This window comes from Micromonospora sp. NBC_01796 (genome assembly GCF_035917455.1).
Lineage (GTDB): Bacteria > Actinomycetota > Actinomycetes > Mycobacteriales > Micromonosporaceae > Micromonospora_G.
Map to the genome: position 1 here is coordinate 6,055,560 of NZ_CP109078.1, position 24,536 is coordinate 6,080,095.

Genomic DNA, 24,536 nt, shown 5'->3' on the forward strand with positions numbered 1-24,536 from the left:
GAGGGCTGCGATGGCTGGTCTACAGAGCCGGTTCCGGCTCACCCATGACGACTTCGTCATGCGGAACCACCGGTTGCACGGCGTGTCGGTGCTTCCCGGCGTCGTCTTCTTCGACCTCGTCTACCGGACCGCCATCGCGGCGGGCTGGGACCTGCGGCGACTGTGCGTACGCGACACCGTGCTCGCCGAGGCGATCGTCACCACGGAGGGCTTCGACCGCGAGGTCGTACTCACCATCGACGAGCACCACGACGGCGGCCACCCGTTCACGGTCCGGAGCCGGTGGCTGCGGGGCGACGAACCGGTCTCCGGGTGGCACGACAACGCGCACGGGCTGGTCTGCATCACCGACGAGCCGCTGCCGGCGCCGGTCGACCTCGACGGACTCCGCGCCACCGCCACCCGTCAGGACCAGGTCGAGGTGCTGTACCAGCGGGCGGTCCGCGAACACATCCGGCACGGCGCGGCGATGCGCTGCCGAGGCACTTTGCACACCGGCGGCGGTCAACTGCTGGCGGAACTCACGAGGGAGCACTCCGACGCCACGCTCGACGCCGGATTCCATCTGCACCCGGCCTCGCTCGACGCCTCGACCCTTGCCGGGTTCGGGCAGGTCGGCATGCCCACCGACGACCCGTTCGTGCCGATGTTCGTACGGGAACTGCGGGCCCCCGAGGGGCTGCCGCCGACGTGCTACGTACACGTCGCGAGCCCCGAACGGCTCGCCACCTCCGGCGACGTGATCACCACGGACTACACCATCCGCGACGAGTACGGCCGATTCCTGGCCGGCTTCACCGGCCTCACCTGCAAGCGGATCCGTGAACCCGGCGTCGTGCACCGCCTGCTCGCCGAGGTGGCAGGCTCCCCCGCGCCGCCGCCCGCCCCGGCGGTGACCCCCGCCGGGCAGATGCCGCCCGCCCCGGCGGTGACCCCCGCCGGGCAGATGCCGCCCGCCCCGGCGGTGACGCCTCCCGCGCAACGGCCGCTCGCGGTTCCAGCAGGCAACGGCTTCACCCCGACGCTGCGTGCCGCGGTGGCCGAGGTGCTCGGCCGGTCACCCGGCGAGATCGCGACCGGAACCGGCTTCTACGACCTCGGCCTCGACTCCGTCACCCTGCTACGGCTGACCGAGCGGGTGGAACGGATGGTCGGACAGAGGTTGTACCCCACCCTGCTGTTCGAGCACACCACCGTCGACGCGCTCGCCGCGTACCTGTCCGCCCACCACAGCCTGGCCGCGGCCGGGACCGAGGTGACCGGCTCGACCCTGTCCTTCGCGGACGAGTGGGTCCCGGCGGACCCGGAGCCGCCGAGGGTGGACCTCGCGGACGTGCTCGTCGTCGCCGCCGCGTCGCCGGCCGGGCTGGCCGCCGCGCACGTCGAGTCCGTGCAACGGCTCGGCGCGCTGCCGGACGTCCCGAACGTGATCGTCCTGGTGACCGCCGACCCTGCCGCCGACCTCTGGCGGGCCGCCACCGCGCTCGTCGACGCCGGGCCTCGTGACCTGTTCGTCGTGACAACCGGCGAACTGACGCCGAGGCAGGCCGCGACCGCCGCGCTGGCCCGTACCGTGACCGCCGAGGTCCCCGGGCTGCGCTGCCGATTCGTCCACGTCGCCGACCCGGACCGGCTGGCCGACGCGATACGCGCGGAACTCGGCGCCGCAGGCGTCGAGCCCGAGGTCCGCCACGTCGGCGGGCGGAGGCTCGTCCGACGCTGGCGCGAGGTCGTGCTGGCTGCCGAGGGCGACGGCCGGGAACCGTTCCGCGACGGCGGGGTGTATCTCATCACCGGCGGCTCCGGCGGGCTCGCCGAACTCCTCGCGACGGACCTCGCCCAGCGGCACCGGGCGCGGATCGCCCTGCTGTCCCGCACCGAGCCCGCGCCGGGACTCGTTCAGCGGTGCCGGGCCGCGGGTGCGCAGGTCCACGTGGTGACCGCCGACGTGACCGACCCCGCCGACGTACGTGCCGCGGTCGCGGACATCCGGCAGCACTTCGGCCGGATCGACGGCGTTTTCCACTGCGCCGGGATAACCCGCGACGGGGTGTTCTTCCGGGGCGACCCGGCCGACCTCGACACCGTCGCCGGGCCGAAGCTCGACGGGCTGCGCCACCTCGACGCTGCCACCGCCGACGACGATCTCGACTTCCTGGTCGCGTACTCCTCCGCGTCCGCCGACGTCGCCAACCCGGGCCAGGCCGCGTACGCCTTCGCCAACGCCTGCCTGCGTCACGTCGAGCGGCAGGGCCGTGGGCGTACGGTCGTCATCGACTGGCCGCTCTGGGCCGAGGGCGGGATGCGGGTCACCCCCGACGTCGTGCGGCGCTCGTACGAGCAGACGGGCCAGGTCCCCATGCCCACGCCCGCCGGGCTCGGCGTGCTGCGCGGGGCGCTGCTCAGCCCGTACGAATCCCTGCTCGTGCTGCACGGGACACCGGAACGCCTGCGCGACCTCGTACCCGTGGCGCCCGATGCCTCGTCGCCCGAGGTCACCGCGCCGGAATCCGTCGCGGAACCGGTCGGCGACGCGATCGCGGTCATCGGTCTGGCCGGTCGGTATCCCGGCGCGGAGGACCTCGACGCCTTCTGGCGCAACCTCTCCGGCGGCGTCGACGGGATCACCGAGGTCCCCGCCGGCCGCTGGAACCACGCGGCCCTGTTCGACCCGGACAAGCACACACCGGGACGCACGTACGGCCGCTGGGGCGGGTTCCTCGACGGGGTCGACCGGTTCGCGCCGGCGTTCTTCGGGGTTTCCCGCCGCGACGCCGAGCGGATGGATCCCCAGGAGCGGCTCTTCCTCACGGCCTGCTGGCAGACCCTGGAGAACGCGGGGTATCCGCCCGAGGGCCTGCGCGGCGAGGTGGTCGGCGTCTACGCGGGCGTCATGTGGAACCACTACCAACTCGTGGATGGTGCGTCCGACGGGGTGGCCCCGACCGCCATGCACTGCGCGATCGCGAACCGGGTGTCGCACACCTTCGACCTGACCGGACCGTCCCTCGCCGTCGACACCGCCTGCTCGTCGTCGCTGACCGCCGTGCACCTCGCGGTCGAGAGCATCCGGCGGGGGGAGTGCACCCTCGCGCTGGCCGGCGGGGTGAACGTCACCGTGCACCCGCAGAAGTACCTGCAGCTGGCGCAGGGGCAGTGGCTCTCCGTCGACGGGCGGTGCCGGGCCTTCGGCAGCGGCGGTACCGGATACGTGCCCGGCGAGGGCGTCGGCGCGGTCCTGCTCAAGCCGCTGTCGCGGGCACTCGCCGACGGCGACCACGTGTACGGCGTCATCCGCGCGACGGCCCTCAACCACACCGGGCGTACCGCGGGCGCCACCGTACCGAGTCCCGGTTCGCAGGCCGCCCTCGTCCGTGGCGCCCTGGACTCGGCCGGTTGGGACCCGGCCACCATCGGCTACGTCGAGGCGCACGGGACGGGCACCGCCCTCGGCGACCCGATCGAGGTCGAGGGGCTCCGGCAGGCGTTCGACGGCGCCGACCTGCGCGCCGGGGCGTGCGCGATCGGCTCGGTCAAGTCGAACATCGGGCACCTGGAGGGCGCCGCCGGCGTGGCCGGACTGACCAAGGTGCTGTTGCAACTGCGGCACCGCGCACTGGTGCCGTCGCTGCACGCCGAGGAACTCAACCCGCACATCGACTTCGCCGCGACGCCGTTGCGGGTGCAGCGGGCGCTGGAACCGTGGATCCCGCGACCGGGTGTGCCCCGCCGCGCGGGCGTGAGCGCGTTCGGCGCCGGTGGCACCAACGCCCACGTACTGGTGGAGGAGTTCGTCCCCGGTCCCGCCGCGGCGCCGGACGGCCCGGCCCTCGTGGTGCTCTCCGCGCCCACCGCCGAGACGCTGCGCGCGTACGCGGCGGCCATGGCGGCCGGGCTGCCCGCGTCGGCGGGTGTGACCGGAGCCGTGGCCCGGTTGCTCGGCGTGCCCGAGGAGGCGCTGGAGCCGTCGGCGACCCTCGGCGATCTGGGACTCGCGCCGCCGCGCCTGGTGGACCTGGTGGGCGCGGAAGCGGTCGGCGGACTCAGCGTGGCGACGCGGCTCGACGAGCTCACCACGGACGGCGGCGCGGGTGACATCGCCTTCACGACGCAGGTGGGGCGGGCGGCGTTGCCGGTCCGGCTGGCCGTGGTCGCGCGGGGAGTCGCCGGACTGCGCACCGCGCTGCAACGGTTCGCCCGGGGTGCGGACACCGCCGGGGACGTGGTGGTCTCCGGCGCCCCGGTCGACGGCGACGTGGTCGCGCTGTTCCGGGCCGGACGCCTGGATGAGGTGGCACGGCACTGGGTGGGCGGCGGCGAGGTGGACTGGGCGGCCTGCTACCCGGACGCGCGGCCCCGCCGCGTACCGCTGCCGGGTTGCCCGCTCCCCGAGGAGCGGTGCTGGCTCGGTGGTTGGGAGGCGTCACAGGGTGCTGTGGTGTCCCCGCGGGTCGATGCGCCCGCGGCGGCCCTGGAAACCGGAGCTGACCGGCCCGGCCGGCCGGACGCGACGAACCTGCCTGACGCGACGAGCCGGCCTATTGCGACGAGCGGGCCGGACGCGACGAGCGGGCCGGATGCGACGAGCGGGCCGGACGCGACGAGCGGGCCGGATGCGACGAGCGGGCCGGACGCGACGGAGGCGGGGGGCGTGACGGACGGGCCCGAGCTTGAGTTCCGCATCCTGGACCACGGCGTCGCGTTGCTCTCGATGCGATCGCCGATGTTCACCGCGGGTCTGCTGGACGCGTTGGGGGAGGCGTTCGCGGAGATCGAGCGGCGCGACGACGTCCGTGCGGTCGTCGTCACCGGTAACGGTTCCGTGTTCAGCATGGGCGGCACTCCGGAGGCATTGCAGACCCTGGCCGAGGGCGGCGGCACGTTCACCGACGCGGCGTTCGTGTACGAGGGAATGCTGCGCTGTACCCGGCCCGTCGTCACCGCAGCCGCCGGTCACGCCTCCGGTGGCGGACTCGCGTTCGCCTGCTACGGCGACGTGGTCGTCCTGAGCGAGGAGTCCGTGTACAGCGCGAACTTCACCCGGTACGGCTTCACCCCCGGCATGGGCGCGACCTACGTTCTCGAGCAGCGCTTCGGTGCGGCTCTGTCCGCCGAGATGCTGCTGACCGGGCGGTCGCTGACCGGCGCGGAACTGCGCCGTCGCGGCGCCAACGTGACCGTCCTGCCGCAGGACGAGGTGCTGGCGGCGGCGCTGGACCTGGCGCGGTCGATGGCCGACAAGCCGGCGCCGGTCGTGCGGTTGCTCAAGAGCGAGTTGGCGGGCCGGATGCTCAGCCGGCTGCCGGAGATCATCGCCAGCGAGGTACGCATGCACGAGAGCGTCCTCGGCGCGGAGTCGGCCGCACTCGTACGGGAACATTTCGCCAAGGTCGATGACTTCCGCGCCGGGGTCACGCCGGAGCCGGAGCCGGCTGCCGGGCCGGGGCTCGACGGCGACGGGGTCCGCGAAGCGGTGGTGGAGATAGTGGGCGCGTTGCTGTACCTGCGCCCGGACGAGGTCGTGCCGTCACGCAGCTTCGCCGACCTGGGCCTGGACTCCATCGGAGCAGTCGAGCTGGTGCGCGACCTGAACCGCCGGTTCGGCACCGACCTGGACTCGGTCGCCGTCTACGACCATCCCACCGTGCCCGACCTCGCCGAGGCCGTGCTCCGCAACTCCGCCGAGTCCACCGCGCTGCACATCCAGGCCACCGCGCCACCGCCTGCGCCGGTTCCCGCCACAGCGCCCGTTTCCCCAACGGCGCCGGTTCCCGCCACAGCGCCGGCCGCGACCACGGCGGCGCCGGCTTTTTCCACGACGTCCAGTGCGCCCATGGTGCTCGCTGAGCCCACGGTGGCGCCGGCTTCGTCCACCGGGGCCGGTGGGGTGAGCGCCGGGCCGCCGCCGTTGGTGCTCACACCGCCGTCCCCCGGACCCGCGCCGGTTGGGGAGTCGGTGTCAGGGCCACCCCCGTTGACGTTCGCCCCGCAGCCACCGCAGCCGGTGGTGCGACCGCGGCCGGGCGGGACACGCGCGACCGAACCGCCCGTGCCGATCGCCGTCATCGGCATGGCCGGACGGTTCCCGGGCGCGCCCGACCTGGAGGCGTTCTGGGACAACCTCGCCGCCGGCCGATCCTCGATCCGGGAGGTGTCCGCCGACCGCTGGGACCTGACCGGGATCTTCGACCCCGACCCCACCGCGCCCGGCACCACCCGTAGCCGGTGGGCGGCCCTGCTCGATGACGTCGACGCGTTCGACGCCGGTCTGTTCCGTGTCTCGCCGCTCGACGCCGAGGCCATGGACCCGCAACAGCGGCTCTTCCTGGAGCAGGCGTGGGCCGCGCTGGAGGACGCCGGGTACGCCGGCCAGGCGATGCGCTGCGGCGTCTTCGTCGGCTGTGGCGCCGGGGACTACCCACGCCTGCTGGAGCGGCACGGGCAGGGCGACACCAGTGAGGCGTTCCTCGGCACCGCCAGCTCGATCCTGCCCGCCCGGATCGCGTACCTGCTCAACCTGACCGGGCCCACGATGGCGATTGACACCGCCTGCTCGTCGTCCCTGACCGCCGTGCACCTGGCCTGCGAGAGCCTCCGCTCGGGCAGCTGCGACACCGCGCTCGCCGGCGGGGTGGCCGTGATGTGCACACCCCAGATGCAGGTCTGGACCAGCCAGACCGGGATGCTGTCGCCGACCGGGCGGTGCGCGCCGTTCGACACGACCGCCGACGGCATCGTCCTCGGTGAGGGCGTCGGTGCCGTCGTACTCAAGCGGCTGGACCGGGCGCTCGCCGACGGCGACCACGTGCACGGGGTCCTCCTCGCGAGCGGTGTGAACGGCGACGGCCGTACCAACGGGATCACCGCACCCAGTGCGGTCTCCCAGGCCGCGCTCCTGCGTGAGGTCCACGCCAGGGCCGGCGCCGAGGTCGGTTACGTCGAGGCGCACGGCACCGGCACCGCCCTCGGCGACCCGATCGAGGTCAAGGCGCTCGCCCAGGTCGCCGGTCCGGACCTGGTGATCGGCTCGGTCAAGGCGAACATCGGCCACACCACCATGGCCGCCGGCATCGCCGGCCTGCTCAAGGTCCTGCTCTGCCTGCGTCACCGACAGCTACCGCCGACCCCGCACGTCGACGCGCCGATCCCCGGGCTTCCGGTGGTCACCGAACGCGTCGAGTGGCGCGGCGAGCGGCTCGTCGCGGGGGTCAGCTCGTTCGGCTTCAGCGGCACCAACTGCCACGTCGTCGTGGCGGAGGCGCCCAGCCGGCCGGCGGGCACCGGGACCGGGCCGGTCGTGGTGCCCGTGTCCGCCCGGACCGCGACCGCGCTGCGCGAACTCCTCGACCGGCTGGCCCGGCACCTGTCGGACACCGCCGCCGACGTCCACGACGTCGCCACCACGCTCGCGCTGGGCCGGACCAAGCTCGCGGTACGTGCGGCGTACGTCGTCACGGACACCGCCGACCTGGTACGGCAACTGCGCGGCGGACCCGTGGCACCCGGCGTGCCGGCCGAGCTGGTAGCGCTCGCCGAGCGTTGGGTCGGCGGCGGCGAGGTCGACTGGGCGGCGCTGCACACCGGCCGGCGGGTGCCCCTGCCCACGTACCCGTTCGCCCGCGACCGGTTCTGGGTCGGCCGCGACCGTACCGTGTCGGCCCTCGCGCCGACCGACCGGCTGGTGGCCGAGCACACCATCGGCGGTGAACCGGTCCTGCCCGGCGCGGCGTTCCTGCGGTCGGCGACCAGCGACGGCACGCCTCTGGTCGCTGCCGTGACCTGGCTGCGGCCGGTTGTCGTCGGCGCGCCACTGACCACGGTCGTCACCCGGAACGACCGGATCACCCTGACCGTCGGCGGCGAACTGTACGCCACCGCCACCTGGCGCGACGCGGACGTCGAACCGGAGTCGCCGGGCCGTCTGGATCTCGCCGCGGTCGAGGCCCGCTGTCCCACCCCGCTCCGGGTTGACGAGCTGTACGCGGGATTCGCACGGGCGGGCCTGGCCTACGGACCGTCGTTCCGGGTACTGACCGCGCTGCGGGTGGGTGCCGGTGAGGCGGTCGGGACCCTCGTTGCCCGAGCCGGTGACGAGGTGCAACTCCTCGACGGGGCGATGCAGGCCATCGCGGGGCTGCTCGAACCGTCCGACCGACCGCTCGTGCCCTTCGGGGTCGAGTCGGCGTTCGTAACCGAGGGCCTGCCGACGGAGGCGCGGGTGCACGTCACCCGCCGCGACGGCCACCGGTTCGACGTCGTGCTCACCGACCCGGCCGGCCGGGTCCGGGCCCGGCTCGACGGCGTGGCGCTACGACCCCGGGACAGCGCAGGGACAACACCTGCCGAGGCGGGTTTGTTGTATCTGCCGACCTGGTCGGAGACCGCCCCGCTGACCGGTGAGCCGCACGTTGGCCGGACCGTTGCCGTGCACACCGCCGCCGACGCGTCCCTCGCCGACGCGCTGGGCGCCGACGTCACGCTCCGGCTCGGGGAACTGCCGCAGGACCGGTTCGACACGATGTACGTACTGGCGCGGACGGACGACCCGGCCGCGCCGCCCGAGGACGACACCTCCACGCTCGACGCCTTCCGCCTGCTGCGCGGCCTGCTCGACCTCGGCGCGGACCGGTACCCGCTGACCCTGACCTTCGTCGTGGCGGGCGTTGCCGGGCTGGCCGGCGAACCGGTCCACCCGCACGCAGCCGGCCTGGTCGGGCTCGCCAGCGCGATCACCGCCGAGTATCCGCAGTGGTCGGTCACCTGTGTCGATGCCGGATCCGGCGATGCCACCGCACTCGCCACGGCGATTCGCCGGGAACGCGGCGCCGACCGGCTCGTCGTGCTGCGGGGCAACCGTCGCCTCGTCCGTACCCTCGAACCGGTCGCCGAACCGCCGGCGGCGCCGGCACCCTTGCGCGACGGTGGCGTCTACCTCATCCTCGGCGGAACCGGCGGCATCGGGATGGAGGTCAGCCGGCATCTCGCCCGCACCAGGCGTGCCCGACTGGCGTGGCTCGGCCGTTCACCGGAGGACGACCGCATCCGTGGCCTGGCGACGGAGATCGAGGCGCTCGGTGGCCGGGCCGTGTACCTGCGCGCGGACGCCGGCGATCCCGAAGCGGTCCGGTGGGCGGTGGCCGAGGCGCGACACCGGCTCGGCCCCGTCAACGGTGCGATCCACGCCGCCATAGCACTGCGCGACCGCTCGCTGTCCATGATGGACGACGTCGAGTTCGCCGAGGCGCTGCGACCGAAGGTCACCGGCCTCGCCGCGCTGGCCGCCGCGCTCGACGGCGACCCCCTCGACTTCCTCGCCGTTTTCTCCTCGGCACTGTCCTTCGCACCCGCCCCCGGCCAGGCCAACTATGCCGCCGCGAGCACGTTCGAGGACGCGTACGGGCTGGCACTGCACCGGCGCGGCCGACCGGTCCGCGTAGTCAACTGGGGCTACTGGGGCACCGTCGGCATCGTCGCCGACGCCGGTCACGCGGCCCGGTTCGCGGCGCTGGGCATCGGCTCCATCGAACCCGCCGAGGGCATCGCCGCGCTGGAACGGATCCTGGCCGGTTCGTACCCGCAGGTCGCCGTCCTCAAGGGCACACCACAGGGCCTCTCCACCCTCGGCGTCCGCCCGGCCGCCGTGCAGCCCCAGGCGGTGCAGGGCGGCGAGCCCGACCCGATCACGGACCCGGCACTGACCCGCTCCAGCGACGGGTTCCGGGCACTCGACGGGCTGGCCCGCGACCTGCTTCGCGACCGGCCCCTCCCGGCCGTCGCCGGCCCCCTGCGTGCCGCTGTCGCAGCCGCGACGGCGGAGCCGAGGACCGGCCTGTCCGCCACCGACCTGCTGGCCCGGCACCCCGACCTGGCGCCGCACGTGGAGCTGCTCAACCGATGCGTCGACGCCCTGCCCGGGGTCCTGCGGGGAAGCACCCCGCCGACCGAGGTCCTGTTCCCGGGCGGCACCACGGACCTGGTCGCCGCCGTGTACCGGGGGCAGCGGGCGGCGGACTTCTACCACCGGCTGATGGCCGCCGAGGTGTCGGCCGCGCTGAGCCGGGTGCACGGCCGACCGGGTCGGGTACTGGAGATCGGAGCCGGCACCGGAGCGGGCTCGGCGTTCGCCCTCGAAGCCTGCGCCGGTGCACGGTACGACTACACCGACGTCACCGCCGCGTTCCTGCGCGAGGGCGAGGAGCGGTTCGGCGTACGGTTCCCGGGCCTCGCGTTCCGGGTTCTCGACATCGAACGGGACCCGGCCGCACAGGGTTTCGAGACCGGCACGTACGACGTCGTACTGGCCACGAACGTGCTGCACGCCACCGAGGACGTGGTCCGCACCCTGCATCACGCCCGATCACTGCTGCGACCCGGTGGCGTACTGCTCGTCAACGAGGTCACCCGCGCCTCCGACTTCCTCACCGCCACGTTCGGGCTGCTGCCGGGTTGGTGGCGGTTCACCGACGGGCACCGGCGGCTCCCGCACTCGCCGCTGCTGTCGCCCACGGGCTGGCGGGCGGCCCTCGCCGAGGCGGGCCTGGCGGTCCGGATCGCCGGTATGCCCGGAGTCGCCGACGACGCGCAGGAGCAGTGCGTCCTCGTCGCGACCGGAGGTGCTCCGTCCGCCGAGCCGGCCCTCGCGACGGTTCCGGCGGCTTCCGTCCGGGAGTACGTCCGGAACGTGTTCGCGGAGATGCTGAAGTACCGCCCGGCGGACCTCGACGACACCCTGACCTTCGACAACTTCGGCGTCGACTCGCTGGTGAGCCAGCGGATCGTACGCCGGTTCGAGGCCGACCTCGGCGACCTGCCGGCGACGCTGCTGTTCGAGTACCTGACGATCGGGCAGCTCGCCGACCACCTGGCCCGGGAGCGGCCGGAGCGACTCGCCGCGACACTCCGTACGGCACCGGTCGGGGCTGTCGTGCCGCAGCCGGTGCCGGCTCCCGCCCGTACCCCCGCCACCGCCACGGCGGGGCCGGAACCGATCGCGGCCGGGCGGGAACCGATCGCGGTCGTCGGGGTCGCGGGCCGCTACCCGGGCGCGCGGAACCTGGACGAGTTCTGGCAGAACCTGGTCTCCGGCAGGACCTCCATCACCGAGGTGCCGGCGGACCGGTGGGACTGGCGCGAGCACTTCGACCCGCGCCGAGGCCGGCCCGGCCACACGTACAGCCGATGGGCCGCCTTCATCGACGACGTCGACCGGTTCGATCCCGCGATGTTCGGGATCCTGCCCAGCGACGCGGCCGCGATGGACCCGCAGGAGCGGCTGTTCCTGGAGACCGCCTGGCTGCTGCTGGAGGACGCCGGCGGGCTGGGCGCGCAACTGCGGCACGACACCGGGGTGTTCGTCGGCACGATGTACGGGTCCTACGGCCGGATCGCCGCCGCGCAGGGCTGGCCGGAGGGCCGGTACACCGACGGGCATTCGGCGTACTGGTCGATCGCCAACCGGGTGTCGTACACCCTCGACCTGACCGGCCCCAGCTTCGCCGTCGACTCGGCGTGCTCGTCCTCGCTGACCGCCGTCCATCTGGCCTGCGAGAGTCTCCGTCGGGGCGAGTGCTCCACCGCGATTGCCGGCGGCGTCAACCTGGTCCTGCACCCGGCGCACCTGATCGCGCTCTCCTCGATGACGATGCTGTCCGCCGACGGTGCCTGCAAGGTGTTCGACGAGCGCGCCGACGGGTTCGTCCCCGGCGAGGGTGTCGGTGCGGTACTGCTCAAGCCGCTGTCCGCGGCGCAGCGCGACGGCGACCGGATCTGGGGTGTCATCGAGGGCGGTTTTGTCAACGCGGGCGGCCGGACCGCCGGCTACACGGTCCCGAATCCCAACGCACAGGCCGACCTGGTCGTCCGGGCCCTCGCCGAGGCCGGCGTCGGGCCCGCCGACGTCGGCTACCTGGAGGCGCACGGCACCGGTACGGCCCTCGGTGACCCGATCGAGATCGCCGGCCTGGCCAAGGCGCTCGGCACGGCCCGGCCGGGGGCCCGGCCCGTCGCCGTCGGATCGGTCAAGGCCAACATCGGCCACCTGGAGGGTGCCGCGGGCATCGCCGGGCTGACGAAGGTACTGCTGCAACTGGCGCACGGCACGATCGCCCCCTGCGCGAACCTCGCCACCGTCAACCCGCGCATCGACCTGTCCGGCACCTTCGTCCTGCCCACCGAGGCGCAGCCGTGGACGGGGCCCAGGCGGGCCGGAATCAGCTCGTTCGGCGCCGGCGGTGCGAACACCCACCTCGTGGTTGCCGGGTGGCCCGCGCCGGAACCGGCGCCCGTCCAGCCCGGCCCGCACGTCGCGGTGCTGTCGGCGCGGACGCCCGCGCAGCTCCGGGCGCTCGCGTCCGCCGTGGCCGACCACGTCGAGCGCGGGCTCCCACGACTCGACCAGCTCGCGTACACCATGCAGGTCGGGCGCGCGGAGCTCGCCCACCGGTTGGCGGTCGTCGTTTCGGACACCACCGAACTGGTACGGCGGCTGCGCTCCGGTGACGTCGTCACCGGTGTCGTCGGGGCCGACCCGCTGTTCAGTGGGGACGGCGGTGCCGAGATCACCGCGGGGCTGCTCCGGCAGGGCAGGCTCGACAACCTGGCGGAGCTGTGGGTACGCGGCGTACCCGTCGACTGGGCGAGCCGGTGGAGCGTCCGGCCGGGGCGGGTGACCCTGCCGCCGTACCCGTTCGAGCGGCAGCGGCTGTGGCTGCCGTCGCCGACCGGATCACCGTCTGCCGGGAACGGCGACCATCTGGTCGGCGGGCAGGGGGTCATGCCGGGCGCGGCCTCGCTGGAACTGGTCTGCTCCGGTCTCGGGGCGTCGTTCGCCCTGCACGACGTACGGTGGCGGGCGCCGCTGCCCGCCGGTGGGCACAGCCGGCCACGGGTGCGGTTGGACGACGGCAGGTTCACCGTTGCCGACGCCGGAACCACGTACCTCACCGGCGGCTACGACACTTCCGCCCGGCTCGCCGAGACCGTCGACCTGGCCGAGGTCCGGGCCCGCTGCGGCGACGCGGTCGAACCCGCCGACCTGTACGCGACGATGCGCGCGGCCGGCCTCGAGCACGGTGAGCGGATGCGGGTGCTGCGCGACATCCGGGTAGGCGACGGTGTCTGCCTCGCCCGGATCGAGGCCACCGAGCGCCCGCTGGTCCTGGACGGGGCGTTCCAGGCGCTCGCCGCGCTGCCCGGCCCCGACCGGTTGCAGGTGCCGGCCGGTTTCGCGGCGCTCGTCTGCGACGGTCCGCTGCCCACGCGGTCCTGGGTGGTGGCCGAGGACCTCGCCGGGGGGACCGCCGAGCGCCGGTTCCGACTGCGGATCACCGACGACGGCGGGCGGGTTCTGCTGCGCGTCGACGACCTGCGCGTGGTGTCGCCGCCCACGGATTTGTCCGTGGCGACCGACCCCTGCGTGTACCTCCGCCCGGAATGGACGGACGAGCCGGTGTCCGTCACCGGAGCACCGCCCGCCCGGATCCGGGTGATCGGGGATGGTCCGACGTTCGGCGGTCGGGCGGACCAGGCCGAACCGGACGTTGTCCTCGTACACCTGCCGGCCGTGACCGGCGGGCTCGCCGACGAGGTTCGCGCGAGCCTGCACGAGGTCCTGCGGGCGGCGACCGAGGTCCTCGGCCGCGACCCGGCCGCGCAGCTTCGGGTCGTCGTCGGCTGCCCGGACGAACGGCCGGCGTACACGGCCGTCTCCGCCGCCCTGCGCACCCTGTCGCTGGAGCACAGCGGGTTCTCCGGGGCCGTGGTCCGGGGCGGCGGACCCACCGACGGGGACCTTCGGCACGTGTCCGGCCCGCCGGAGGAGCGTGTCCACGACATCCGGTACGCCGCCGGGGTCCGCCAGGTGCGCCGGATGGTGCCCTTCCGACCCGGCACACCGGTACGGCAAACCGGCGGCGTGTACGTCGTGATCGGTGGTACGGGCGCGATCGGCCGCCATCTCGCCGCGCACCTCGTCGCGACCCGCGCGCCCGCCGCGGTGGTGCTGGTCGGCCGGACCGCGCCGTCGGATCACGACTTTGCCTTCGTACGTGCCGACGTGACCGTGCAGGCCGAGGTGCGCCGCGCCGTCACCGAGGTCCGGGACCGTTACGGGCGGATCGACGGGGTGATCCACGCCGCCGGAACCCACGACGACGCCCGGGCGCTGGCGAAGTCGACCTCGGGCATCGACGCGGTCCTCGCTCCGAAGGTCTTCGGCCTGCGGTACCTCGTGGACGCGCTCGGCGCCGAACCGCCGGAGTTCTTCGCGCTGTGCTCCTCGATCGCGGGTCGTACCGGGAATCTGGGGCAGGTGGACTACGCGTACGCCAACGCGTTCCTGGACGAGTTCGCGGCGGGTCGACCCGGCGTGGTGTCGATCTGCTGGCCGCTGTGGGCCGACGGCGGCATGGCGGTCGACGATGCCACCCGCCGCCTGTTCGCCCGGCGTTGGGGTAGCGAGCCCCTGGGTACCGCCGAGGCGCTGCACGCGTTCGATCGCGTGGCCTCGGGATCCGACCCGGTGGTCGCGGTGCACCGCCCGACGGCGGTCGCACCGCTCGAACCGCCCGCCGACCCTCGTCCTGACCTGGACCTGGACCTCGAGCTGCGCGGGTTGGCCGCGGGCTTCCTGCTGGTCGACCCCGAAGAGGTCGATCCGGACACCGGGCTGCTGGACCTCGGCTTCGATTCGATCTCCCTGACCGGGCTGGTCAACCAGGTCAACGACCGGTTCGGCCTGGACCTGCTCCCGACGGTCCTCTACGAGCGCCCGACGCTGACCGCCCTTGCCGCCCACCTCCGCACCGTCCTCCCGACCCCGGCCGCGTCGACTCCTGCGGTGATGGCCCCGGTCGCGTCGACTCCTGTCGCGTCGACCTCGGTCGTGGCGACCTTCGGCGAGTTGGCCGATGTCGAGGTGGAACCCGGTGCGGCGGATGTCGGCGGTGTGGCCCGCGACGCTGCCGTGGCACATGTCGGCGACGTGGCGGGTGCACCTGTGGTTGCGCATGCCGGCGGTGTACCGAGCCTGGACGAGGAGGCCGTGCCGGCCGATGCGGTGGCCGTGGTCGGGGTGGCCGGGGTGCTGCCCGGCTCGCCGGATCTGGACGCCTTCTGGCAGCACCTCGTCGATGGCGACGACCTCGTCCGCGCCGTACCGTCCGACCGTACGGACCTGCTGAACGACCCAGCCACTGCCGGGATCCGGGCCGGTTTCCTCGACGACGTGCGCTCCTTCGACGCCGCCAGGTTCGGGATCGCCCCCCGCGAGGCCGCGCTGATGGACCCGCAGCAGCGGCTGTTCCTGCAGACGGCGTGGCAGGCCGTCGCCGATGCCGGGTACCGGCACGCGGACCTCGCCGGCACCGACACCGGGCTGTTCGTCGGGGTGTCCGCGTGTGACTACGACGACCTGCTGCGTGCGCACGACGTGCCGGTCGAGGCACACACCGCCAGCGGCCTCGCGGACTGCATCCTCGCGAACCGGGTCTCCTACCTGCTGGATCTTCGCGGCCCCAGCGAGGCGATCGACACCGCCTGCTCCAGCTCCCTGGTCGCGGTGCACCGGGCGGTACGGGCACTGGTGTCCGGCGAGTGCTCGATGGCGCTCGCCGGTGGGGTGAACGTGTTGCTGAGCCCGGGACTGTTCGTGGCGTTCCAGTCCTCGGGCATGCTCAGCGCCGACGGCCGGTGCAAGACGTTCGACGCGTCCGCCGACGGGTACGGACGCGGCGAGGGATGCGGCGTCGTACTGCTGAAGCCGTTGCGGACGGCCCTCGCCGACGGGGACCAGGTGATCGCCGTCATCCGGGGCAGCGCGGTCAACCACGCCGGTCGCGGACCGTCGCTGACCGCGCCCAACCCGGAGGCGCAGGCCAGGGTGATCACGCGGGCGTACCGCGCGGCCGGTGTGGAGCCGGCCCGTGTCAGCTACATCGAGGCGCACGGCACCGGCACCCGTCTCGGTGACCCGATCGAGATCGAAGGTCTCAAGAAGGCGTTCGACGGGGTCGACGGCGCGATCGCGGTCGGTGCGGTGAAGACCAACATCGGCCACCTGGAGGCGGCCGCGGGTATCGCCGGGCTGCTGAAGGTCCTGCTGTCCATCCGGTACGGGCAACTGCCGCCGACCCTGCACCAGCACAGCCGCAACCCGTACCTCCGGTTGGACGGCACACCGTTCACCATCCTGGACCGGGGGATGCCCTGGACCGGCGCCCGGGTCGCGGGAGTCAGCTCGTTCGGGTTCGGCGGCACCAACGCCCACCTGGTCCTGGAGTCACCGCCGCCCGTCGAGCCCCGCCCGGCGCCCGGCCCGTGGCGGCTGGTCCTGTCGGCGGACAATCCCGGGGCGCTGGAGGTGTACCGGAGGCGGGTGGCGCGGTACCTCGTGAGCGGATCGGACCGTCCGGACCTGGCACGTGTCGCGTACACCCTGCAGACCGGACGCGAGGCGCTCCGGCACCGGTTCGCCGCTGTCGTCGCCGACGTCGCCGAGGCGACCGCGGTGCTGCTCGGCGGCGCCCCGCCCCGCCTGGACGACAACACCAGCGCCTGGCTCGCTGGCGCCGACGTCGACTGGGCCGCGCTGTGGGACGTGCACCCGGCCCGGATCTCCGTGCCCGCACCGCCGCTCGACCCGCAGCCGTTCTGGTTCGACGAGCGCACCCGCCGGACCGACGTGGACCGCCCGGCGGCTCCGGAGCCGCCCGCGCCGGCCGTCCGCACCGCCGCGGGCCGGATCGTGCTGCGGGACCCGTCGCGCCCACGGGCGAACGGCAACGTCACGCCGAGCGCCAACGTCAACGGCACCACGAGCGGCAACGGCCCGGCGAGCGGCAACGGCAACGGCACGGCCAACGACAACGGCATGGCGACCGGTACGGCGAGCGGCCACCCCAGCGGCGCGGCGAGCAGGAACGGCATCCCCAGCGGCACGGCGAACGGCGTCCGTGTGGCGCGCGATGCGGGGTCGGCGCTGACCGTCCCGCCGCCACCGCACACCGTCCGGGTCGCGCACGTCCCCACGGAACCGGTACACACCCCACCGGCACCGGCACCGGCAGCGGTGCTGACGGCGCTCGTTCCGACGGCGGCCGTTCCGACGGGGGTCGCTCCGGTGGGCACGCCGGCGGCGACCGCCCCGGTGGGCGTGGTCGCCGGGCCGCCCGGCGAGGTGGCCGAGGTGGTCCGCGACTGCGTGGCCAGGGTGCTCGGCACCGACGCCGCGCAGATCACCGCCGACCGGGCCTTCGCCGACCTCGGCCTCGACTCCATCTTCCGGATGGAGCTGGCGCGGCTCGTCATGGCGACGTTCGACGTCGAGCTCACCGCCGCCGACCTGTACGAGCACGACACCGTCGAGGCCGTCGCCGCGCTCGTCGCGCGTGGTGCGCAGGGGAAACGCCCCACGGTGGACGCCGATCCGGTCGAGGGGATCGTGACCGAGGCGCTCGGACATCCGGTGGAGCACGGGCGGTCGTTCGCGGACAACGGGCTCACCTCGTTCGACATGCTGCGGGTGGTCGGCGCACTGGAACGGCGGTACGGCGCGCTACCCAAGACGCTGCTGTTCGACCAGCCGACGATGGCCGACCTCACCGGGTTCCTCGCCGGACGCGCCGAGGCCACGACCAGGACGGCGACGGCGCCCGCCACCAGGACCGTCGAGAGCGACGCCGAGGTCGACGGCGAGCCGGTCGTGGTCCGCAAGCGAGCGCTCGCCGGACGACCCGTGCTCCGGGCACTCATGGCGGACCTCGACCGCCGGTACGCCAAGGAGGGCGGGCTCGCCGGCCGGGACATCGCGCCGTACGCGTTCGTCGACTCGGCGCGGGCCGGGTACGTGAACTTCTCCGTACGCGGCGACGATCTGTTCGCCTGGAGCTTCGTCGGCCATCCCGACCACTTCCACGACCTTGTCGCCGAGTGGATGGCGTGGGCACGCCGTGGCGCCCTGCGCCCGAACTTCCTGTCGCTCGCGCACCTGAGCGAGGTCGCCGGGGAGCCGGTCACCGCGACCCCGTTCGGGGCGGTGCAGCGGCTGACCGACCTGTCGACATTCACCACCGGCGGCGGCAGGATGCAGCGGCTGCGGAACCTGCTCCGCCGTTTCGAACGCGCCGGGGCGTGCCGCACCGAGGAGTACCGCACCGGGGCGTCCCCGGACGTCGACCGGCGCATCGTCGAGCTGATGGACTCCTGGGGTCGCCAGAAGCAGATGGTGAACCCGTACGTCGGTGTGGTCCGGGAGGAGATCCGTACGGGCGCACTCGATCCACGGCACCGCGTGTTCCTCACGTACGTCGACGACACCCTGGTTAACGCCGTCATCGTGACCCGGATCCCGTCGGAGAACGGCTACCTGCTGGATCTTGAGTTCTATCCCGACTCCATGCCGAACGGCGGCCTGGAATGGGCGATCACCCAGATCATCGAGCGCACCGCCGCCGAGGGGTGTACCTCGTTCAGCTTCGGGGCGAGCTTCGGTGTCGCGATCACCGAGTCGCCGAACGCGGACCCGGACGTGGCCGGTGCACTCGAGGAGCTGCACTCGATCGGTGTGTTCGGTACGGGCAACTTCCAGTTCAAGAACAAGTTCCGGCCGGAGAACACGCCGATCTACCTGTGCCAGCCGGCGACCGGCGACCGGACGTCGGTCACCGACATCATTCTGATGATCGGGAACCCGGACCTCGTCGACTCCTCCACCCCGAGCCGGGCATCGGGCGACGCCGAGGTGGTGCGGGCGCCGGCGGACGCCGTACCCGCGCCGGCGGCGGGGCAGGGGCGGGAGTGGGCCGAGGTGCTGGCCGCGCACGGGTACAACGCCCTCACCGTGCCGGCCGAACTGGTCCCGGTCGACCTGCTGACCGACTCGTGGGCGGAGCGGGCCGACGGGTTCATCGCCGTACGGACGCGGGAACTGGCCACCCGGTCCGACCCGCCCGAGCTGACCGAACTGGACTGGCTGCCGTTCGTCGAGGTGCTACCGACCAGATCCGGGCGCTCGGCCGAGGCGCTGCTGTGCCGCTGCCATCCCGGCCCCCGGGGCGTGGTGCTGCACACCGCCGTCTTCCCCACCTGGCTGCTGTCGCTCGTCGACCTCGGCTACGAGCCGGTCCAGGTCGGGAACGGTCGGCTCGACCCCGGCGCGCTGGCGGCGGAACTGGCTCGACGGGCGGCGGGGGCGGTGTCGTTCGTGGTGGTCGAGGCGTCCAACAACGCCGCGGGCGGGGCCCCGATCGAACTCGACGCCCTCCGTGAGGTACGCCGGGTCACCACCGGACACGGCGTACCGCTGGTCCTGGATGCCAGCCGGATCGTCGAGAACGCCGTCTTCCTGGCCGACGACGACGGCGATCCGTGGCCGGAGGTACGGGAGTTGCTCGCGCTCGTGGACACGGCGACCTTCAGCCTCTCCAAGGACTTCGGGGTCACCTCGGGTGGGCTGGTCGCCACCAACGACGCCGAACTGGCGGCACGGCTGCGGGAGGACGTGGCGCGTCGCGGCTGGGAGGTCGACCGGTCCACCCGTACGACGCTGCGGGCCGCCCTTGCCGACCGGGCCGGCGTCGCGGAACTCGTACGGCGGCGCGTCGCTGCCGTACGGACGCTCCGCGACGGCCTGGGCGCCGCCGGCGTGCCGGTCGCTGACGCGGCCGGTGGGCACTGCCTGCTGCTCGACGTCGCCCGGATGCCCGGGTTCGCCGACCAGGAGCACCCGGTGATGTCCTGCCTGGCGTGGCTCTACGCGGGCGCCGGGGTCCGGGGCGCGCCGCACCTGGCGAGCGGGCCGCTCGCCGGCACCGTGCGACTGGCGGTTCCGGTCGGGTTCGGGCCGGCCGACGCCGAGTTGATCGTGGCCCGCATCGCGGCGCTCGTCGCCCGGCCCGGCCCCGTGACCGAGCTGGTCACCGGGGGGGTCCGGACGGCGGGGGAGGCGGCGCGGGCGGTCTACCAGCCGGTCGAGCGGGTGCCCGAAGACGTCCGGGAGGCGTTGCGCGACGAGCGCAGGCCGTCCGACGACAACGCGGCCGTCCTGCGGGAGTACCAGCCGGCGGTACACCGGCAGATCGTGCCGGCGGCCGGCGCCCGGGTCGAGGTGTTCACCGCCGGCGACGGCCCACCGCTGCTGCTCACCCACCCGTTCAACATCGGCGCGGGCGTGTTCGCCCGGCAGTTCGCCGGGCTGGCCGAGCACTACCGGGTCATCAGCATCCACCACCCCGGCGTCGGGGCCACCACCGGCGCGACGGACATCACCCTCGACGGGCTCGCCGCCCTCGAACGGGAGGTGCTGCGCACGATCGGGGTAACCGGCCCGGTCCACGTCGCAGGCGCGTCGTTCGGCGGGCTCGTCGCGCTGACCTTCGCGCTCAACCACCCGGCCGACACGGCGTCGCTGTGCCTGCTCGGCAGCTCGTACAAGATCGGCAACCGGGTTGGCGAGATCAACCGGCTTGCCGTCGTGGCGGCACAGGACCTCGACCGGACGATCGAGGGCGCCGACGCCGACGCCGACCGGCTCCGGCGCGAGCGCGCCGCCGTCGAGGCCCTGCTGCTGCGCTGCGAAAGCATGGACCCGCAGACCGGCCTGCGTTACCTCGACGTGTTCGCGGCCCGGCCCGACCTGCGCCACCGGCTCGGAGAACTGGACCTGCCGGTGCTCGTGGTGCAGGGCCGACACGACACCGTCATCCCGCTGGAGACCGCGCGGCTGGTGCACCGGGGCATCCGCGGCGCGCGGTACGCCGAGATCGCCGATGCCGGGCACTTCCCGTACCTGACCAGCCCGGACGCCTGCAACCGGCTCCTGGCGGACTTCCTGGCGAGCGTACGGAAGGAGGCGTCATGACCGTGCTCACCCCCGAGCTTGAACTACTCGGCCCCGACGCGACGACCCGCACGACCGTCGTCCGGCCCGGAATGTGCGGTCCCGGTTCGCTGTTCGTCGGGCAGATCGGTGACTGGACCTGGGACACCGTCAGCGCGGTCAGCGGCACCAACGTCTACACCGCCCGCGACACCGGCGGGGCGCCGACCTACCTGGCCTTCCACTACTTCCACCTGCGCGGCGGCGCGGACCTGCACGTGCGCGGCATGACCTTCGGCGACGTGCTGCGCGTGGACTCGCGGGCCTTCGCATTCGGCAGCGAGTCCGTGCTGACGCTGCACGAGATCCGCCGGGGCGACGTACCGGCCCGAAAGATCGACCCGGACGAGTTCTACGCCCACCCCGACCCGGCCTGCCTGTACGCGCAGAACTTCAACCGCTGGGTCGTACGCGGCCCGTCCGGTGGCAACGGTGACCTGCGCAGCGCGTCGCCGCCCGGGTTCCGCCACGACCACCTCCCCGCCCTGCCGGCCCGCTACTCGCCCAGACGCGCCTACGGGGACCTGCGCGACCTGTACGCCGCGCCCGAGCCGGTGGACGGGGTCGACCGGCTGGTGCTCGACTACCCGGTCGATCCCAGCCGCGACCTCAACGGCGTCGGCCTGCTGTACTTCGCCGCCTACTTTTCCATCGTCGACTGGGCCGTGCTGCGGTTGTGGCGGCACCGGGGCGGTACCGACGCCGGGTTCCTCCGCCGGGTCGTGCTCGACCAGCGCCTGAGCTATCTGGGCAACGCCGACGCCGGCGCGGTGCTGCGGGCTCGGGTGAGCCGGCAGCCGGGCGGCGACGTGCCGGGCGCCGACGAGACCGTACGGGTGGTGCTCACCGATCGCGACACCGGACGGCCGATCGCGGTCGCCCTGCAGCAGGTACGGACGGAGGACCAGAGATGACCGACACGGACCTCCGGCGGGTGGTGTACGAGGTGATCATGGAGATTCTTCCGTCGGTTTCCGACGAGCAGATCTCCGGTGACAAACACCTGCGCGACCTCGGTGCCGACTCGATCGACCGGGTCGAGATCATCCTTGGCCTCCGCGAGCGGCTCGGCATCGACGAGCCCCTCGGCAGCTTCAGCGACCTGCCCGACATCGACCGTCTGGTCGGGTTCCTCCGGGAGGTGACCACGTGACCGCCGGCATCGAGGCCCTCAACGTCTACTGCGGGGTGGCCGCCGTCCCGGTGCCCGTCCTGTTCGAAGGGCGGGGACTGGACCCCGCCCGCCTCGACAACCTCATGATGACGGCGAAGTCGGTCGCGCTGCCGTTCGAGGATCCGGTCACGCACGCGGTCAACGCCGCCCGGCCGATCGTCGAGGCACTGGACCCGGCCGACCGCGACCGGATCGAACTGCTGGTCATCTCCACCGAGTCCGGCCTCGACTACAGCAAGTCGATCGCGTCGTACGTGCACCGCCACCTCGGGCTCAGCCGCCGGTGCCGGGTGTTCGAGGTCAAGCAGGCCTGCTACGCCGCGACCGGGGCCCTGCAACTGGCCTGCGGGTACCTCGCCTCCGGTGTGTCGCCGGGCGCCAAGGCACTGGTGATCGCGACCGACGTGTCCCTCGTGGACGAGGCCGCCTCCTACACCGAACCCGCGATGGGCACCGGTGCCGCGGCCGTGCTGCTCGGCGCCGACCCGCAGGTCCTCGACGTGGACCTGGGCGCGTTCGGCACGTACAGCTACGAGACCCTCGACTCGGCCCGACCCGGCCCCACCTTCGACATCGCCGACGCCGACCGGTCGCTGTTCGCCTATCTGGACTGCCTGACGAACGCCTACGGCCACTACGCGGAGAAGGTCGAGGGGGCCGACTTCGCCACCACGTTCGCCGGGCTGGCGATGCACACGCCGTTCGCCGGCATCGTCCGCGCGGCACACCGCAAACTGGCCCGCGACCATCGGCTCCCCGACGCCGAGACGGACTTCGCCCGCCGGGTCGCGCCCGGCCTGGAGTACCCCCGCCTGGTCGGCAACCTCTGTTCGGGCTCCGTGTACCTGGCCCTGGCCAGCCTCATCGATCACCTGCGCACGGAGGAACCGATCCGGGTCGGCCTGTACTCGTACGGCTCCGGCTGCGCCGCCGAGTTCTACAGCGGACTGGTGGACGCCCGGTCCACCGCGGCGGTCGGCCGGATGCGCATCGGCGAGCACCTCGCCGGCCGGTGCGAGCTGACCTTCGACGAGTACCGGCGGATCCTCGCGGACACCGCCGACTGCCTGGTGCCGGTGGCGGACAAGCGGATCGACCCGCAGCGCAGCGCGGCGGTCCTGGAGCGCGTCGGCATCTCCCGGGAGCTGCTCGCCTGCACCGGCGCGCAGGGCTATCACCGCACCTACGAGTGGATCGGAGTGGGCGCATGACCGCCGTGCTGGACCTCGCCCGCGCACTACTGGCCGTGGAGCCGTTGCTGAGCGCCCTGCCGCAGCCGGTACGCGTACGGTGCACCGACCCCGGTACCGCCGACCGCCTGACCCGGCTGACCGACCTGCTGAACCTGCCGACGCTGACACCCGTGTCCGACGCGGCCGGGCTCGGCCCGTTCGAGCGGGTGGTGAGCGAGTTCCTGAACCTCGCCGTGGGCCCACCGCTGCTCCACGGCGACGACGACATCGCCGTGGCCGAGGCACGCCGACGCGACTTCACCGGCCGGTTTCCGCGTACCGACGTACGCACCGGCGACGGGGTCGTGCTGCCCACCTACTCCGCCGGCAACCCGGACCGGCCGGCGGTACTGATCGCGTCCGCGTGCGGGATGCCCGCCCGCCTCGCGGAGGGCTGGCTCGACCGGCTGTCGCGCGACTTCTTCGTCCTCGTCCCCGAGACCCGGGGTCTGTTCGCGGCCGTCGACGGGTTCACCGGCAGCGCCGACGTCGGAGCCCAGGCCGAGGACCTGCTCGCGGTCCTGGACCACTTCGCGCTGGAACGCGCGCACCTGCTCGGGCTGTGCGGTGGTGCCGTGGTGGCCGTCGTCGCGGCAGCGCGCAAGCCGGACCGGGTGTCGTCGCTCAGCCTCTGGCACGGCGACTTCGACCTCGGCGACGAGAGCTCGAAGACCGACCACCAGCGCAACCTGCAGGCGTTGATGGCGCTGGCGGCCCGGGGCAGGCAGCAGGCGGCGGCCGTGCACGCGGTGCTCGCGAACACGATGCTCGGCGTCGCCCCGCCGCAGCTGGCGCATCTGGTGGTCTACCCGTACGCGACGCCGGACCTGCTGCGGCTCTACTGCCAACTCAACGGCGACATCATGGCCACCGACGTCCGCCCGTACCTCGCCGGTCTGACCCACCGCACCCTCGTCGTCACCAGCGAGGACGACCACACGGCGGACCCCGCCGGGTCGCGGGCCGTCGCCGCCCGGCTCACCGGGGCGGCGCTGCACGTCGCCCCGCACGGCGACCACCTGTCCCTCTTCCGCGCGGATCCCCACCTCGTGGATCTCGCCGCGCGGTTCATCGCCGGGGACGCCGTCCCCGGCCCACAGATCCCCGCCGGCCCCTGAACGGCGGGTGGCACCGAACCCCAACCAGGAACGGAGAGGAGGTGTTCCCCATGACGAAGGAGACCGAGACCCGGAAGAAGGCTCTTCCGGTACGCAAGCTCGAGTCCGTCAAGGCCAGCGCTGCTGTGCCGTGCGGCCCG

The 24,536-nt window shown here is 73.6% G+C and carries 5 protein-coding genes; all 5 read left to right on the forward strand.

All coding sequences use genetic code 11. The features are described 5' to 3' along the window. The first annotated feature begins 10 nt into the window (after positions 1-10). From OIE47_RS27580 to OIE47_RS27600, 5 genes are read left to right on the forward strand one after another with little or no spacing between them, the layout of a single operon-like run. Positions 11-20,854, forward strand: a complete 20,844-nt coding sequence (locus OIE47_RS27580; RefSeq protein ID WP_326557418.1) for an SDR family NAD(P)-dependent oxidoreductase — start codon at positions 11-13, stop codon at positions 20,852-20,854. Then, the gene (locus OIE47_RS27585) at positions 20,851-21,786 is read left to right on the forward strand and encodes an LnmK family bifunctional acyltransferase/decarboxylase (protein ID WP_326557419.1); all 936 of its coding nucleotides are present in this window, start codon (positions 20,851-20,853) and stop codon (positions 21,784-21,786) included. Before OIE47_RS27580 ends, OIE47_RS27585 begins: the two co-directional genes overlap by 4 nt. Continuing rightward, positions 21,783-22,025 (forward strand): acyl carrier protein, encoded by a 243-nt coding sequence (locus OIE47_RS27590; protein WP_326557420.1) that lies wholly within the window; start codon positions 21,783-21,785, stop codon positions 22,023-22,025. The genes OIE47_RS27585 and OIE47_RS27590 overlap by 4 nt, the downstream gene beginning before the upstream one ends. Further along, complete coding sequence (locus OIE47_RS27595) at positions 22,022-23,257, forward strand: hydroxymethylglutaryl-CoA synthase family protein (RefSeq protein ID WP_326557421.1); 1,236 nt, start codon at positions 22,022-22,024, stop codon at positions 23,255-23,257. Before OIE47_RS27590 ends, OIE47_RS27595 begins: the two co-directional genes overlap by 4 nt. Next, positions 23,254-24,396: an alpha/beta fold hydrolase gene (locus OIE47_RS27600; RefSeq protein WP_326557422.1), complete on the forward strand. Its 1,143-nt coding sequence runs from the start codon at positions 23,254-23,256 to the stop codon at positions 24,394-24,396. Before OIE47_RS27595 ends, OIE47_RS27600 begins: the two co-directional genes overlap by 4 nt. The last annotated feature ends 140 nt before the right edge of the window (positions 24,397-24,536 follow it).

Excerpts from the sequence above, each read along its gene's own strand:
- OIE47_RS27600 (WP_326557422.1), top strand. The coding sequence starts at position 23,254 with ATGACCGCCGTGCTGGACCTCGCCCGCGCACTACTGGCCGTGGAGCCG.
- OIE47_RS27580 (WP_326557418.1), top strand. The coding sequence starts at position 11 with ATGGCTGGTCTACAGAGCCGGTTCCGGCTCACCCATGACGACTTCGTC.
- OIE47_RS27585 (WP_326557419.1), top strand. The coding sequence starts at position 20,851 with ATGACCGTGCTCACCCCCGAGCTTGAACTACTCGGCCCCGACGCGACG.
- OIE47_RS27590 (WP_326557420.1), top strand. The coding sequence starts at position 21,783 with ATGACCGACACGGACCTCCGGCGGGTGGTGTACGAGGTGATCATGGAG.